Raw genomic sequence first — 15,885 nt, 5'->3', positions numbered from 1 at the left:
TTTTTCAAATAAAAACACAACTGCTATTATTTTTCATACAACGAATGACTTTAATTATCCGTAATTTTCATAAACTGATCTTTATATTGCAACGATAAAATCTCTAAGATATAACGTAAATCATCCACACTTGCCAGAGTCTTTAAGGCAGCATCTCTAGCTTTTAATAAAATATCCAGATCATTCAAGACATCGGCTATTTTCAGATCTGCCAAACCATGCTGCATCGAACCAAAAAATTGACCTGGCCCACGCAATTTTAAATCCTCTTCTGCCAAAGCAAATCCACTATTCGTCTTTTCCATGATACCAAGCCGCTCTTTCGCCACAGCAGACTTTCCTTGGGAAATTAAAATACAATAGGACTGGTATTGACCGCGTCCGATTCGCCCACGCAGCTGATGAAGCTGTGCCAGCCCAAAACGATCAGCTCCTTCAATTACCATGATACTAGCATTTGGCACATTGACACCAACTTCTATTACCGTCGTTGCAACCAGTAGTTTAATTGTTCCCGCATGAAATTCCAACATGATTTTCTCTTTTTCTTTGGAAGAAAGTTTCCCATGGACAAGTCCACATTCTATATCACGAAATATCCCACCGGTAAGTTCTTCATAAACCTCAGTCGCGGATTGTACATTGAGCGTCTCTGACATTTCGATCAAAGGACAAACTACATAAGCTTGGCGACCTTTGGCAATCTCTGCTTTAACAAACTGATAGATGAGGTCTCGCTTACTGCTTGTCCGGACAAACGTCCGTATCGGTTTACGTCCCGGCGGCAGTTGTTTAATGACAGATACATCCAAATCACCATACACTGTAAGAGTCATAGTTCGTGGAATTGGCGTCGCTGTCATTACTAAAACATCCGGCATAAGCTGACCTTTTTCTTCTAACAGGGCCCGCTGACGAATTCCAAACCGATGCTGTTCATCCGTCACAACCAGCCCGAGATTTTTAAACTGAACTGCTTCCTGAATGAGTGCATGCGTACCAATCACAAGATCTACTTCCCCCGCCGCAATTTTTTCAAGTGTTACTTCACGATTTTTTTTCGTAAGCTTGCCGCTCAAAAAGCCAATTCGTATGCCGCAAGAATCCAGTAAATTTGTAAAGCTGGCAAGATGCTGTTCTGCTAGAATTTCAGTTGGTGCCATCAACGCTCCCTGGTAACCATTTTCAATCGTTTTTACTAGAGCAAGCACCGATACAATTGTCTTACCAGAACCAACATCCCCTTGAATTAAACGCCGCATTGGCAAACTGGACTCCATATCATGATAAATTTCTTCCAAAACCAACTTTTGATCCGTAGTCAATTTAAACGGAATTTTATGTAGTACTTTCTTCAATAAAGTACTATTCATTAAATGCCGGATACCTTTTTGTTTATCACGGCTTTGTTTTTTCAAAACTAAAAGACCACATTGAATCAAATACAGTTCTTCAAATGCTAATCGATAACGAGCCTTTGTCATTTCCTCCATTGTTGTGGGAAAATGAATTTTATACATAGCGTCTTTTCGATCCATCAATTGATACTCGAGTTGCAAATGTTTTGGAAGATTTTCGGGAATCTTAATAGACTCATCTAAAACCTGCTCTATGAGTTTACGTAAAAATTTTTGTGGTAAGGCATCTGTTGCCATGTAAACCGGTAAGATTTTATGGGTATCTTCTGCCTGTTCTTCGGCAACCTCATAATCAATAATAGGATTCATTTCAAATTGACCCTGTCCACCATATGCATAATTCACTTTTCCTGTAGCAAAGATTCGTCGACCAATTTTTAGATTTTTTTTAACAAAGGGCTGATTGAACCAAGTTATTTGCAAAAAACCTGAACCATCATTAACCAATGCTTTCAAAAGTTTCAATCCTCGCCTGGGATTATGCTCTGTCACATTTATCAAAATGCCGCTGATAGTCTCTGTCTCGCCGACTTTAGCTTCGGAAAGTTTGGTAACAACACTGCGATCTTCATACCGCCGCGGATAATGCGTTAGCAAATCATAAACAGTAGTAATGCCCAAATTTACGAAAGCTTTACTTTTTACCGGACCTACGCCTTTTAAATATTGTACTTTTGTCTCAAGATCTGTATTCATTATTCTGCTCCAAATTATTTATCTTAAAATAAGAACTTACATTCGTATTCTTCATTTTAACAAATATGGACTCAATCTACAACTAAAGCTCTTTGTATTCGTGTATACTTTGTAAAATCCGACACAATCCGACGTAATCCTATTTACTATAACAAGAAAAATAGTTACTATAGAATTATATTATTTGACAGCGAACATTTTATGGATGCTGCCAACATGGAAATGGGGAATTTTTATGCGCCTGAATCAAGATGAGCCTGTCGTCCATAGCGACGTAATCTATATATCCAATCAAATGAGTACGTTCAGCCCTAATCTAGGTGAACAAACTTATAAAACCTTAAAACAAATGGAAATTAAACTCGACCGACATCACAGCAATAAATATAACATCATCAAAGTAAATATTTATGTGCCAAATCTCGACTATTGGTCTTCCATGAAAGATTGTTATCAGAATTTTTTTGGCAGTGCTCAGCCTAATAATTCAATCATACCAACATATGATGAACAAGCGCCAATTTCATTTGAAATGGTCGCCAAAAAGATGACCTACGCAAACTGCTGATCATTGGCAAAAATTTAGTTTACCTTCCCGCTGAAATGTGTTACCATAGATTGGTATTCGTCTCCAATCTATGGTAGTATTTATAAAACTTCTTGCAATCAATGCCAATTTTGTGATAGAATACTTGTATTACGTATGAGGATAGCTCTGTCCTTTACTTAAAGGAGGTGGACTACATGGCAAATGTTTGTGAAATTTGCGCAAAAGGTGAAGTAGCTGGTATGAACGTCAGCCATTCTCACTTAAAAACAAAACGGACTTGGAAACCTAATATCCAACGTGTTCGTGCTGTAGTTAGTGGTGAAGTTAAACGAATTAATGTTTGTACTCGTTGCTTACGTTCCGGTAAAGTTGCACGTGCAATTTAATCCGTGCTATTAATATCAAATGATATATCATAAAAATAAGCGACCTAATTTTGATTAGGTCGCTTATTTTTATGTTTTTATCGAGAGCAGCTAATGTCACCCCATTTGGCTGACATTAAACAGAGCGGTAAGTTCTTCTTTGTTAAATTGATATTTTTCCCCGCAGAAATGGCAGCAAACTTCCGCTTTGCCATCATCAACCAAGGAAGCAAGATCGTTTTTGCCAAGACTCATTAAAACTTCTTCAATTCGGCGTTTTGAACATTGGCATTTAAAAGTTAAATCTGTCGTCTCAAAATACGTAATATCCATTCCCGCAAAAATAGCTCCAATAATTTGTTTTGCATCAAAGCCATCATGTACCATGGTTGAAACAGGTCGCAGCGTCTTTAAGTTTTCTTCCAGCTTATCAAGCATCGCTTCTTCGACATCTGGCAGAGCTTGAATGAAAAATCCACCGGCAGCAATAACTTTTAGATCAGGACTCACTAAAACGCCTAAACCAATACTACTAGGGGTTTGTTCTGACGTATAAAGATATTGGGTAAAGTCTTCTGCAATTTCACCAGTCAAAATCTCAGAACTTCCCGTCACGGCTTCTTTAAGACCGGTAAAACGCGTAACGGATACAATACCATGTCCTACTGCTTCCCCGACGGCCAGCTTACCATTATTGAGCGGTAAATCCACATGCGGTTGATCCACATAACCACGCACAAATCCTTCTGAACTTGCATCAGCAACAACACTGCCCAGTGGACCATCCCCCGCAAATTTAACAGTCAGGCATTCCTTGTTTTTCAAATTTGCCGCGAGTAAAAGCCCCCCCGTCATTGTCCGTCCTAAGGCTGCGGCAGCAATCGGATAACAGTCATGACGAGTTGCAGCTTCTGCGACAAGCTCTGTAGTGACTGCTGCATAAGCTCTAATACCATTGGCTGTTGCTTTTATTAAATGATCTTTCATAAAATCCTCCTAAATAAAAGTAAGTTGATATGCAAATGACATATCAACTTACTTTTTTCTTATTTCAGTTTCAATGCGATAATCGTTTGATTTACCGTCATTTTGTCGCCCCTATATCTTGAAAAATTAAAGATTTCTGAACAAGTTTGCCATTTCAATTGCTGAAACAGCAGCATCTGTACCTTTATTACCAGCTTTTGTACCGGCACGTTCAATTGCCTGTTCAATATTTTCTGTTGTTACCACACCGAAAATCGTCGGAACACCCGTTGATAAACCAACGGTTGCAACACCTTTCGAAACTTCGCTGCAAACATAGTCATAATGAGACGTCGACCCACGAATGACTGCACCAAGGCAAATCACAGCATGATATTTTGTGCTTTCCGCCATTTTTTTTGCGGCAAGCGGAATTTCAAAGGCTCCGGGAACCCAAGCAACATCCACATCTATATCTTTAGCACCATGACGTTTTAACGCATCAAGAGCACCTGATAATAATTTACTCGTAATAAATTCATTGAATCTAGACACCACAATCCCAAATTTCAATCCCTCTGCAAGCAGTTTTCCTTCAATTACATTTGCCATACTAAAATCCTCCTACTCATCTTTTAAAATATGCCCCATTTTCACTTTTTTGATATTCAAATATTTCTTATTGAATTTATTGGATTTTATTTCTAATGGTACTCTTTCGACAATTTCCAGTCCATATCCTTCCAGTCCAGCTCTTTTTGCTGGATTATTTGTCAATAACCGAATACTGGTGAGTCCAAGATCCACTAAAATTTGTGCTCCGATCCCATAATCCCGCAAGTCTGGTGCAAAACCTAAAAGCAAATTCGCTTCTACTGTATCTTTGCCCTGATCTTGGAGTGCATAGGCACGAATTTTATTGGCCAAACCGATTCCGCGGCCTTCTTGACGCATATAAAGCACAACTCCCGTGCCTTCTGCTTCAATACGCTTTAAAGCCGTTGCCAATTGATCACCACAATCGCAGCGCATGGAGCCGAGTGCATCTCCCGTCAAACATTCCGAATGAACACGGACTAAAACATTTTCTTTCCCCTTAATATCGCCCTTAACAATCGCAATATGGCATTTATTATCTAAATCATTTTCGTACGCAATCAATTTAAACTGACCATATTTACTCGGAAATTTTGTTTCTGCTACTTTATGAATGAAATTTTCCGTACTTTTGCGATATTTAATTAAATCTGTAATCGTAATTAATTTCAAATCATGTTTCTCAACAAATTTCATCAAATCCGGTACACGCGCCATATGTCCATCATCATTCATAATTTCGCAGATTACCCCGGCAGGAGAAAATCCTGCCAGTGTTGCCATGTCGACAGCCGCTTCTGTATGACCGGTTCGTCTTAACACACCACCGTCAACAGAACGCAACGGAAATACATGTCCTGGACGACGCAGCCCTGTCGATTTTGTCGCTGGGTCCAAAACAGCTTTGACAGTCTGTGCCCTTTCATAAGCAGAAATTCCCGTTTCGGTATCATAGGCATCGACAGAAACAGTAAAAGCTGTTTCATGATTATCGGTATTATTGGCAACCATCGGACCAACATCCAGAGCATCTAAACGTTCACCATTGATCGGCATACAAATCAAGCCGCGCGCATACGTTGCCATAAAGTTAATTGCTTCCGGTGTTACTTTATCCGCAGCAATAATGACATCCCCTTCATTTTCTCGATCTTCATCATCTACTACAACAATCATTTTCCCCTGTCTAATATCTTCAATTGCATCTTCTATTTTACTAAATCCCATAACTGAACTCTCCTCTTTAAAACCCGTATTTTTGCAAAAAATCCGCTGTTATTTTTGTTTCTGACAACGATTTTGTATCTTCCTGATATGTTAAAAATCGTTCAATATATTTTCCAACCATATCGGTTTCAATATTTACAATGTCACCGATTTTTTTTACACCAAATGCTGTAACTTCAGCAGTATGAGGTATTAACGATACCTTAAAAGAATGCGCCGTGCAATCAACAACCGTGAGGCTTATACCATCGATCGCCACTGACCCTTTTTTAACAATATATTTAGCAATATCTGCCTTAACATCAATCGTAAACACAATGGCATTATCATCTTTTTCAATGCCGTTAATAGTTCCCAATCCATCAACATGGCCACTCACCATATGCCCGCCTAAACGACTCGTCAGCATAAGTGCTGGCTCCAGATTCACTACACTGCCATTTTTCAATTGAGAAAGCACGGTTGATTTTACTGTCTCCGGCATTACATCTGCCGTAAAGTTATGCTCTGTAAAGCTCACAACCGTCAAGCAAGTTCCATTGACAGAAATACTGTCGCCAATCTTTAACCCGACTAGTACTTTTTTTGCCTCGATCGTAATTTTAACAGACTTCGCAGCGAAATCCATTGTCTTTATTTTTCCAAGTTCTTCTGCTATTCCGGTAAACATAGAATTCCTCACTTTCTATTTAGCATAACCGCTAATTAAAATGTCACCATCGATCAATTCCGTCTGCATCTTTTCAAGCAAAAATGCATCTTGTAAATTCTCAATGCCACTTCCCTCAAAAGCTGTTACTGCATCTTTACCACCAACCAGTTTGGGAGCAATAAAGACATGGATTTTATCAACCAAATGTTCAGATATTAATGAATAATTGATTGTTGCGCCACCTTCAATAAAAATACTACTGATAGCACGCTCACCCAATTGGCAAAATAAAATCTTCAAATCAACCTGCCTGCCATCATTAACAACTAAAACTTCTACACCTGACTGCCTAAGTGCTTCAACCCGAATTTGCGGTGCTTCTTTTGTCACGGCAATGATTGTCTGCGCCGCATGATCCGTCACCACCTGAGCTGTAAGCGGGGTGCGCGCTTTACTATCAACGATAATCCGAATTGGATTTTCCCCTTTTATACCTGCCAGCCTTGTCGTTAGACTTGGGTTATCCGCTAAAACAGTTCCAATGCCAACAAGAATACCATCATATAAATCCCGCATTTTATGTACACGCTCACGCGATTTTTCATTTGTAATCCACTGAGAATTCCCCGTGCAGGTTGCAATTTTACCATCTAAAGTCATTGCTGTTTTCAGGATAATAAATGGCTGTTTTGTCATAATCCATTTCAAAAAGACCTCATTCAGCTCAATGGCTTCTTGTTTTAAAATTCCATCTATCACTTCTATCCCAGCATCACGAAGCATCTGTATGCCGCGTCCCGCCACCAGAGGATTTGGATCTTTCATGGCAATTACCACCCGCCCAATACCAGCTTCAATCAATGCTTTGCTGCATGGTGGTGTGCGCCCGTAATGGGAACACGGCTCCAGTGTTACATAAATCGTTGCACCTTTGGCTGCTGCACCAGCCTGTGCCAATGCATGGATCTCTGCATGCGGTGTACCTGATTTTTTATGCCAGCCCTGGCCTACGATGCGTCCTTCTTTTACAATTACGGCACCAACTAAAGGATTTGGACTCGTCCGTCCTTCAGCATAACGAGCTAACATCAGTGCCTGTCTCATATAATCTTCATGCTGCATTTCATCGCCCCACTTTTCCACTAAAAAAGGCTGCCAAAAAGATTTCTCTTTTTAACAGCCTCCAAAACGCATATACAAAAAAACTACACAAAAATGCATTCTAAATTTTTGTCTTTTCTCATCCAGACTGTACTGTCGGCTCCGGAATCCAACCGGATCTTGCCTTTCGGCTTGCGGGCTATACCGCCGGTAGGGAATCACACCCCGCCTCAAAGACTGTTTTATATTAACTTTACGAATTCATATTAACACTTTACCAATTCATTGTCAAATTCCAAGGAAAAATTCGTTATATAACCGTTATCTTTTACATGAAAGCAGACTAGAAAATGTATTATTTATTGATTCAATATTTTAATGCCACCCGATTTGGTGGTTATATTCTTCCAACCGGATCTTACCTTTCGGCTTGCAGGCTATACCGCTGAATACCTTTTTGTATCTGCATCCATATTATGTTGTTATGTTTCAAGGTACTACATTATACGGTAGGCGATCAATATTACCCCAAAATCGGGGTGATGCCCATAAACGAAATAAATGTAACTTTGTTACTCTTTTTTCTTCTTGTGGTACTAGTAAATTCATGCTTTAAATGAAAAAATTAATAATTAGCAACTATTATTTTATATTATTTGTATGTTATAATGGACTTGCATTTCTCATTTGTACCAAGCAAGTCGAAAGTGCAAAAGCCTGCCCTCAGTTCTGCGGCTAATGGGGTAGGCTCTTTTTATGCAAAAAATCAAGTCTACAATATAGGCACTACCGCTAAAAACAAATAAAAAAAGACCATTTTATATGCTAACTTCATATTTTATTCATAGTATAACTCTACGCCTACGCCTGCCTCTTTTACTGATGTCACAGCTGAAAGTGCTATTTTAGCATTAAGGTCCGTACAATGTGCTGCATAAACTTCAACAGGTTGTAACGCTCTAAAATAATCACATGTTCTTTTCATGCGCTCAGGTGATGTATGTAAAAGATGAAAACCTCCGATAACATTAATCACGCGTTCTTCCTGACAAACTTTTTTCGCCTGTTCAATGATATTGCATATTCCAGAATGCGAACAGCCCGCTATGATAACCAAACCATTTTTAGCTCGATACACTAGAGCACTATCATCCATAACATAATCAGGGATATTTTTAAGATCTTCTTGAAACATCCCCACTGGATTTTTTGCTTCAAAATCATTTAACCGTTCAATTTCGCCTAAGAAAACCAGGCGATTCGTAAGCCAAAGTGGCTTGCGGCTTAAATTAAACGAAAAAAATTTTTCTAATACACTTTTTTTAATTGGGCAGCCAATCTCTTCACCATTTTCAGTCCTTGTTAAAAATACTTCTGGATGGGCAATTAAACTTGGCTTCGGTAATATGTTTCGAAACTTCTGTTTTATTAAATAGGTTAAACCACGCGTATGATCATTATGTCCATGTGATAAAATGACGCCTGAAAGATCATCAAGCGAAATATTCATGGCCTCTGCATTTTGTAGAAAGACATCAGAGTAACCTGCATCAAATAAATATTTATGCCCGGATTCTTCAATAAAATAAGATACCGCAGGTTCTCCTACATAATATGAATCTATAATCGTGTTATTATCCACTAACATTGTAATTTTCATAATAACCTCGCTTTACATATGGATTTTATTCCAGTATATCACTCCAAAACAAAATAAAAAAGGCGACCATTTATGATCACCAATTTAATCTGTTATTTAATAAACTGACCCTACTTTTTCTATAATACATGATTGAATATCAAGAGGAAGTTTTATATCGTGCAGTTAATCTAAAATTCATAAAATATTCATATTTTCTTCATAAAATCATCACAAATATGCTCTATTATAAATCTTGAGATTGATACTTCTCCATATATTAATCTCGATTTTCAAAGTATTGAAGTTGTAAGTTTAATTCCTTTTTTCATCGCACAGATTCTTTCTCTGTGCGATTTTTTATTTATATTCAATACATCCCATCTGCCAAAATCCCCCCTTCATGGAGGTTACGATATCGTCCGCCTGAATTACTAGCTGAGGACTGCGGTCTTCTTCCGGAAAATACATCAAGGTGGCTGTTTTTTCTCCATCTTGGCAAAATAGTTCAATTACGGTACGATCGATAAAGAAATGTAAGCGTAAATTAGCTTTTGCCGCCAATTTGAATTTCCGTATGCCTTTTCCCCCAAGCTTCATTTTATTACGATCAATACAGAATAGTTCTTTTTGCCGGTCATACGTAAAAGTGATTTTTTCCAGCGCAAAATAGAACTTTATCGTAATCTGTTTAGCTTCACCAAGTACTAGATCCAATAAAATCTCTGAGCCACGTGGCAATTCACCTTGATAGTTGGTAAACTCCCGCTTAAAAATTTCTGTTTTATCACTTCGTAACTTTTCAATTTCATAGATAGGCTGTTGATAAAGCCGCCCATTTTTCATAGTAAGCTCTCGCATCATCGTTAAAGCAAACATCCAGCCTTTATCGCTTGTGGGATAGTCCTCACTGCGGTCTGGCATTCCAATCCAGCCAAGCATCAAATAACGACCATTCGCTTTAAAGACCTGCGGGGCATAAAAATCAAACCCCATATCAACCTCCTCGAAGTCTCCATGGCTAAACTCTGGAGTCGACAAATTTAAATTTCCAACTATATAGCCAGTCTGATAGAGGTTCTGCCACTTAGTCTCCTTTGCTTGAAGTCCCTGCGGCGAAAAAACCAGTACATCTGCATCCGCAAAACGCAGCATATTCGGACATTCCCACATATACCCAAAATCACCTAAGCTTGTCTTGATTTCACCGGAAAATTCCCAACACCCTGCTTTTTTATGATATAAAACCACACGACCTTTCAGCGCTTCAGTTTGAATACCAAGAACCATGTATTGTTCGCCCGCCCGATAAAATATATAAGGATCACGAAAATGTGCTGTATATCCACTGGGCTGCTTTGCAATAAGGACACCCTCTTTTTTTATCCTACCATCTGCTTGCAGGCTGCCCAGACATTGATAAGATTCACGCTCATTTTTATCATTTTTCACATTGCCAGTATACACAAATTGTAATTTGTCTTCCTCCACAAACCCGCAGCCCGTATAACAGCCGTCCTTATCAAAAGATTCACCAGGTACTAAAGCCAGACAGGGAATCGTATAATGCACAAAATCAGTTGTTTTTATATAACCCCAGCTTTTATGTTTATGTTCACAACTATAAGGATTCCATTGATAAAAAATATGATATTCTCCTTGATAAAAACTCAAGCCATTTGGGTCGTTGATCAAGCCAAATGGCATTTCTATATGAAACCGATTGTGCCAAAAGTGTTTCATTGGCAAAGCAGCTATGATTTTTTCTTTATATTCTGTCTTTGTCCACACCATCTCTTTGCCTCCCGCAAACGCTTTCTCTCTCTATAAATGACAACGGTAAATTACTTTGTGATTCCATTTTTTTACCTGCTATAAGATCCAACAGCCCTTGCGCCGTTTTCATACCTACAAGTTCATAATCAAAAGCCACCGTCGTTAGTGCTGGATAAGATACCACCCCTACTGCATATCCCCCAAAACCAGCTACTGATATTTCCTGTGGCACTTTAATTTTTTGTTCATGCAAATATCGCAGAACACCCAAACCGATATTATCCGTAGCACAAACCACCGCCGTTGGTTTAAAGGCGAGGATTTCACTACCACTTGCATAGGCTGATTCAAAACTAAAACCGGTTTTAACAAAATCAACTTTTGCTTTTGGATGATTTTCCATAAATGCATCAATAAACCCCTGTTTACGTTCAATGCCAACCGCACGATCCATATTTGTTACTCCGGCAAACACTACATGATGATGTCCTTTTTGCCGCACATAAGCTCCCATAATACGGCCAGCTCCTTCATCATCAATTTTGACGTAATGAACTGCAGTATGCTGTTGTCCCGTAAAAACGACTGGAATATCAAAAGACTTCAATAACTGCAAATGTCCTCGGGTAATACCTAAAGAATCAATAATAATACCGTCAACACCCTGTTGCTGTAGATTACTTATATTACAAATTTCTTTTTGCTTTTTTAAGTCACTTACAAGAATGAGTCCTTGATACCCTTCCGGTTCCAGGATACGATTCACTCCTTCCAGCAATTTTCCAACCGTTACAGAATCCATACGTGGCAAAATTATGCCAATTAGCTTGCTTTGCTTCATTTTCAGACGTTTGGCAAAAAAATTCGATTGAAAACCCGTTTCTTTAATGACTTGTTTTATTTTATCCATTTTCTCTTGGCTTATATACCCCTGATTTAAATAACGTGATACGGTACTTTTAGAAACTTTTGCCATATCTGCTATATCTTGAATCGTATACTTACTATCCATGAAAATCCTCCTGTGCTTTTCCAAAAATCTGATGATATTCTTTATTACAAATATTCGTCAAAAAAAAAGAAAGCCCTGCCACACAAGAGGATTTTGCATGAATTTAAAGTGAAAGAATTACGTTATTACTGGATTCATCAAGCTTTTATATGGAACCGATCTACTAAAAGAAATCGACATGTTATATTGTTTTATCTTATAATAAGAAATTCCACTGAACTCTATACATATCGTTTGTTTCTTTTGTGTCTACATCTTTTCCCCATGCATACCAAGTTGTAAGCCCCATATTTTTGGTAAACACATAATCCAGCCCAATGCGGATTCCTTTTACATTCTGACACCAATCATCGGTATTGCTGTAACTTGCCAGTTGCGGACTTTTCCGATACATTGCAAAAACATCAAAGCTTTTTGGTTTTGTCAAATCAGCCGCTTTATATGTAAGTTTCATAAGATATGCTTTTTGATCGGTACTTGTAATACCAGAAGATGCTATTCCTTTCGCATCCGATTTCGCGTAAACTGCACAAAGACTTAAATTATCGGCAACCTTGCTGTCGAACCCAACGGTATAATAATTGACATAATCATTGACCGAAGATTGATGCTGCAAAATATTACCACCAATATGATAATAACCTAAATGTATATTGCTTATTTTACTTAATGGCACATCAAATAATGCCGCTTGATAATTTCCCGACTTATATTCATAATTTGTGCCATCAATCGTAACGGTTGTATCATCATCGGTAGAAGTTGCCAAACCACCTTCTAATGTTGTTTTCACTACGTTACCAAAGGAAATCTGTGCACCCGTTACTTTATCATCGTATACAAGTCCCTGTGGCGAATAGGCACTAAATCGACCAGCTTTAATATTTACATTTGGTAAAACGGGTCCCGCTAAATACATTTGTTCAAAAACAGAATGCTGCAGCGTTTCATTTTCGCCACCATAATTTAATTGACGTCCGTACTCATTTTCACCATGTAAAGACCACGCATCATTAATTTTATAAGCATAGTTTATATCAATATTAATGTGACTATTGGGTGTATAGCTGCCTTGCTTTGTTCCCCTTTGAACGGTCAATCCGCCCGTATTGCCTTTATCAAAACGTATCCGTCCCATTCCATCAAAGCTCAAACGATCTAGTTTGTTTTCTTTGACAACAGGCCCTTGTGTTTTTTCATTGTACACACCAATTGCTTGCAATTCATCCGAATACTCTTTGGCTAAATTATCAAGTACTACTTTTGTATCCGCATCAGCCATATTGTCTTTAGACATGGCTTTTGCCACAAGTACAGCCATTTCATTACGTGTAAGGATCTGATTTTTAGGTAAGCTCATATCATCATAACCACGAACCATACCTTTGTGGATTAAACTTTCAATCGCATTATATGACCAATCGCCCTGTAGCACATCGGCAAATGGATTTTTATTTGCGGAACCGGTTCCAGTTGTTGCCAAAAAAATTGCTGCTGTAAGTACACATATCGTATTTTTTCTCATATTCATTTTCATTACCCCTCATGTTTTATAATTTCACTGCACTCTCTGAGTAATCTTTAAAGTTGATCAATATAGTTCTTTGTATAAAAAAAACAGTTGCCGCTGCCTCAAAATACCTTTTGAACATTTGTTGATCCACTTAATGTTTTTTATTGAATACATGGTAAAGGAACCGTTTCGATAGAATTCTAAATTGATAAATAAAGCAACACTATTTATTCGCTCTGCTTAAACAGCATGAACGTAAGCGTAAAGGCTACACCAAAACCGATTGCATTGACAAAAAGATACTCAAGTAAATGATTCATGTATAAAAGTGTTCCCGGAATAACAGTAATTCCCATTCCAGTGCCGGCAAGATGCATGAGGCTTGCGGCCATACCAGCAGCAGCGCCGCCTATTAGTGCATAAATAAAAGGTTTAACAAATCGGAGATTGATCCCAAAGATAGCTGGTTCCGTAATACCAAGAAAAGCTGGAATGACGGAAGAAATATATAAAGAACGTTTTTTAGGGTTTTTTGTCTTCAAAGCAACGGCTAAAGCTGCCCCGCCTTGTGCGACAATAGCTCCAGTAATAATTGCATTAAAAGCATCTTGTCCAGTCGTGGCCAAAAGCTCTATTTCGAGTGCATTGAATACATGATGTACGCCAGTTACAACAATTACCTGATGTAAGCCGCCAACAACAAGACCGCCAAGGCCAAACGGTAAATCCAAGAATGCCTTAACTGCACTAAATATATTAGACTCAACGGAATGCATAATTGGACCAACAACAAGAATGCCAATAAGCATTGAAATGAATAATGTCATAAATGGAGTTATAATAAGATCAAGTACATCTGGCACAAAAGATTTAAACCATTTCTGCAATTTTGCCGCAAGAATTCCGAGTACCAGGGCGGGTAAAACAGACCCTTGATAACCTACAACCGGAACGGTAAGACCAAAAATACTCATTGAAATAACCTGTGCATCTCCACTTGCTACCGCATACGCATTTGGTAATTGTGGCGCAACCAGCATAAGACCAAGCACAATCCCAATAACAGGTGTACCACCAAATTTTTTCATTGTAGACCACGTAACGAGCGCCGGTAAAAAAGCAAAAGCCGTATCCGTAAGAATTTGTGACATTCGTAAAAAATTTTCACTGAACTGTATTCCTAAACTCTGCGCCATTCCACGCAATCCCATAAAAATACCAGTAGCTACAAGTACTGGTATGATTGGTACGAAAACATCGCCCAGTGTTCTTGAAATTTTTTGCAGCATTGTCATCTCTTGGTAAGCTGTTTCATTATTACTGCTGCCAGCTAAGCTTTCCGAATCACGGACAATAACCGCATAGACTTTATCAACAAAGCCTGTTCCTAAAATAATCTGGAACTGTGCTGCCGCAAAAAATTGTCCTTTTACCCCATCAATATTTTCAATAGACTTTTCATTGATCTGACTCTTATCTTTCAAAATAAGGCGCAATCTGGTGGCACAATGTTCTACAGAACGAATATTTGACTTACCACCGATATATTTCAATATTTCGGCGGCAACATATTCTTCCTTTACCATGTTGTCTGGTATACTGTCCTTCACGTTAGTTTCCCCTCCTATTGATTTTATGATCGTATCACCTAATAGCAGTGTGATCGTAGTATAATCTGCTGAATTGGTTACAACGATAACAGTTGTTGTATCATAACCTGCATTTTCAATCGCTGCCAGATCAAATTCAACCAGCATTTGTCCTTTACTTACCCGGTCACCTTGCTTCACATGTGCTGTGAAATATTGACCCGCCAATTTCACTGTATCAAAACCGATGTGAATGAGTATATCTATACCTGTCATCGATTTTAATCCAATCGCATGCATCGTTGGAAACAGGACTTCTACAACACCATCAAAAGGTGCATACACCTTACCATCAATTGGCTTTACAGCAGCACCTCTTCCCATAGCACCGTTCGAAAATCCGACATCCTTTACCTTGGACAACTCAATCAGCTCACCGGCAAGTGGGCTTTCAATACAAATATCTTGCATAGTATAAATCCTCCTTTATGAAATCGGTTCCATATTTGATATGATATCAGTTCCATATATTTTTGTCAATTAAAAGTTAGAAAATTTAATTTATTCAACACTATAGATAATGCATTAAAGAAATGCCGCCTATCCGCTTGTCAGGAATGGGATATAAAATATTTATTCGCCCGTTAAAAGAAACTATAAAATTTATGATTCGTTATAGATTCCAGTTCTAACACACAAAAAAGCAAGGCTACAGCAATAGCCCTGCTTTTTTGTGTGTTATATTTTTATGATACGGGTAGTCGTAAAGTGTTACCTTACAATT

At 38.3% G+C, this 15,885-nt stretch carries 13 protein-coding genes and 1 riboswitch; of the genes, 2 read left to right on the top strand and 11 right to left on the bottom strand.

Translation table 11 applies throughout. The features are described 5' to 3' along the window. Positions 1-50 precede the first annotated feature (50 nt). Positions 51-2,114 carry an ATP-dependent DNA helicase RecG gene (gene recG, locus BMY14_RS04175; RefSeq protein ID WP_091829477.1) on the bottom strand — a complete coding sequence of 688 codons (2,064 nt, stop codon included), beginning with the start codon at positions 2,112-2,114 and terminating at the stop codon, positions 51-53. Positions 2,115-2,349: 235 nt separating this feature from the next. Here recG and BMY14_RS04170 point away from each other — a divergent pair, with 235 nt between their 5' ends. Both BMY14_RS04170 and rpmB read left to right on the top strand, forming a co-directional pair. Beyond that, positions 2,350-2,682: a RidA family protein gene (locus BMY14_RS04170; RefSeq protein ID WP_091829475.1), complete on the top strand. Its 333-nt coding sequence runs from the start codon at positions 2,350-2,352 to the stop codon at positions 2,680-2,682. A gap of 176 nt (positions 2,683-2,858) precedes the next feature. Continuing rightward, entirely contained in the window at positions 2,859-3,050 is a 192-nt protein-coding gene (gene rpmB, locus BMY14_RS04165) for a 50S ribosomal protein L28 (protein ID WP_019553112.1), read from the top strand. A 96-nt stretch (positions 3,051-3,146) separates the two neighbouring features. Here the strand turns inward: rpmB and hslO are convergent, their stop codons facing one another. The 10 genes from hslO to BMY14_RS04115 all read right to left on the bottom strand — a co-directional run bounded on the left by hslO (position 3,147) and on the right by BMY14_RS04115 (position 15,572). Further along, positions 3,147-4,016 (bottom strand): Hsp33 family molecular chaperone HslO, encoded by an 870-nt coding sequence (gene hslO, locus BMY14_RS04160; protein WP_091829473.1) that lies wholly within the window; start codon positions 4,014-4,016, stop codon positions 3,147-3,149. 126 nt (positions 4,017-4,142) lie between these two features. Continuing rightward, entirely contained in the window at positions 4,143-4,607 is a 465-nt protein-coding gene (gene ribH / locus BMY14_RS04155) for a 6,7-dimethyl-8-ribityllumazine synthase (protein WP_019553110.1), read from the bottom strand. Positions 4,608-4,619: 12 nt separating this feature from the next. Next, positions 4,620-5,819, bottom strand: coding sequence for a bifunctional 3,4-dihydroxy-2-butanone-4-phosphate synthase/GTP cyclohydrolase II (locus BMY14_RS04150; RefSeq protein WP_091829471.1), 1,200 nt, complete (start codon positions 5,817-5,819; stop codon positions 4,620-4,622). A 16-nt stretch (positions 5,820-5,835) separates the two neighbouring features. After that, positions 5,836-6,489, bottom strand: coding sequence for a riboflavin synthase (gene ribE / locus BMY14_RS04145; protein ID WP_091829469.1), 654 nt, complete (start codon positions 6,487-6,489; stop codon positions 5,836-5,838). A 15-nt stretch (positions 6,490-6,504) separates the two neighbouring features. Further along, the gene (ribD, locus tag BMY14_RS04140; protein WP_091829467.1) at positions 6,505-7,593 is read right to left on the bottom strand and encodes a bifunctional diaminohydroxyphosphoribosylaminopyrimidine deaminase/5-amino-6-(5-phosphoribosylamino)uracil reductase RibD; all 1,089 of its coding nucleotides are present in this window, start codon (positions 7,591-7,593) and stop codon (positions 6,505-6,507) included. A gap of 106 nt (positions 7,594-7,699) precedes the next feature. Beyond that, positions 7,700-7,814: riboswitch (FMN riboswitch) on the bottom strand. Between the two features lie 596 nt (positions 7,815-8,410). Then, on the bottom strand, positions 8,411-9,232 hold the full coding sequence (locus BMY14_RS04135) for an MBL fold metallo-hydrolase (protein ID WP_091829466.1): 822 nt from the start codon (positions 9,230-9,232) through the stop codon (positions 8,411-8,413). A gap of 339 nt (positions 9,233-9,571) precedes the next feature. Beyond that, on the bottom strand, positions 9,572-11,005 hold the full coding sequence (locus BMY14_RS04130) for a sucrose-6-phosphate hydrolase (protein WP_091829464.1): 1,434 nt from the start codon (positions 11,003-11,005) through the stop codon (positions 9,572-9,574). After that, a complete protein-coding gene (locus BMY14_RS04125; protein ID WP_091829462.1) occupies positions 10,980-11,999 on the bottom strand; it encodes a LacI family DNA-binding transcriptional regulator in 1,020 nt (339 codons plus the stop codon). The genes BMY14_RS04130 and BMY14_RS04125 overlap by 26 nt, the downstream gene beginning before the upstream one ends. Positions 12,000-12,195: 196 nt before the next feature. Continuing rightward, positions 12,196-13,530, bottom strand: coding sequence for an S-layer homology domain-containing protein (locus tag BMY14_RS04120; protein WP_091829460.1), 1,335 nt, complete (start codon positions 13,528-13,530; stop codon positions 12,196-12,198). 209 nt (positions 13,531-13,739) lie between these two features. Then, positions 13,740-15,572: a sucrose-specific PTS transporter subunit IIBC gene (locus BMY14_RS04115; RefSeq protein WP_091829458.1), complete on the bottom strand. Its 1,833-nt coding sequence runs from the start codon at positions 15,570-15,572 to the stop codon at positions 13,740-13,742. Between the last annotated feature and the right edge of the window lie 313 nt (positions 15,573-15,885).

Origin of the sequence: Propionispira arboris, from assembly GCF_900109225.1 — a bacterium.
Classification (GTDB): Bacteria; Bacillota; Negativicutes; order Selenomonadales; family Selenomonadaceae; genus Propionispira; species Propionispira arboris.
Note: the sequence above shows the minus strand (reverse complement) of the source record. Positions and strands in the feature narration are given on the sequence as shown.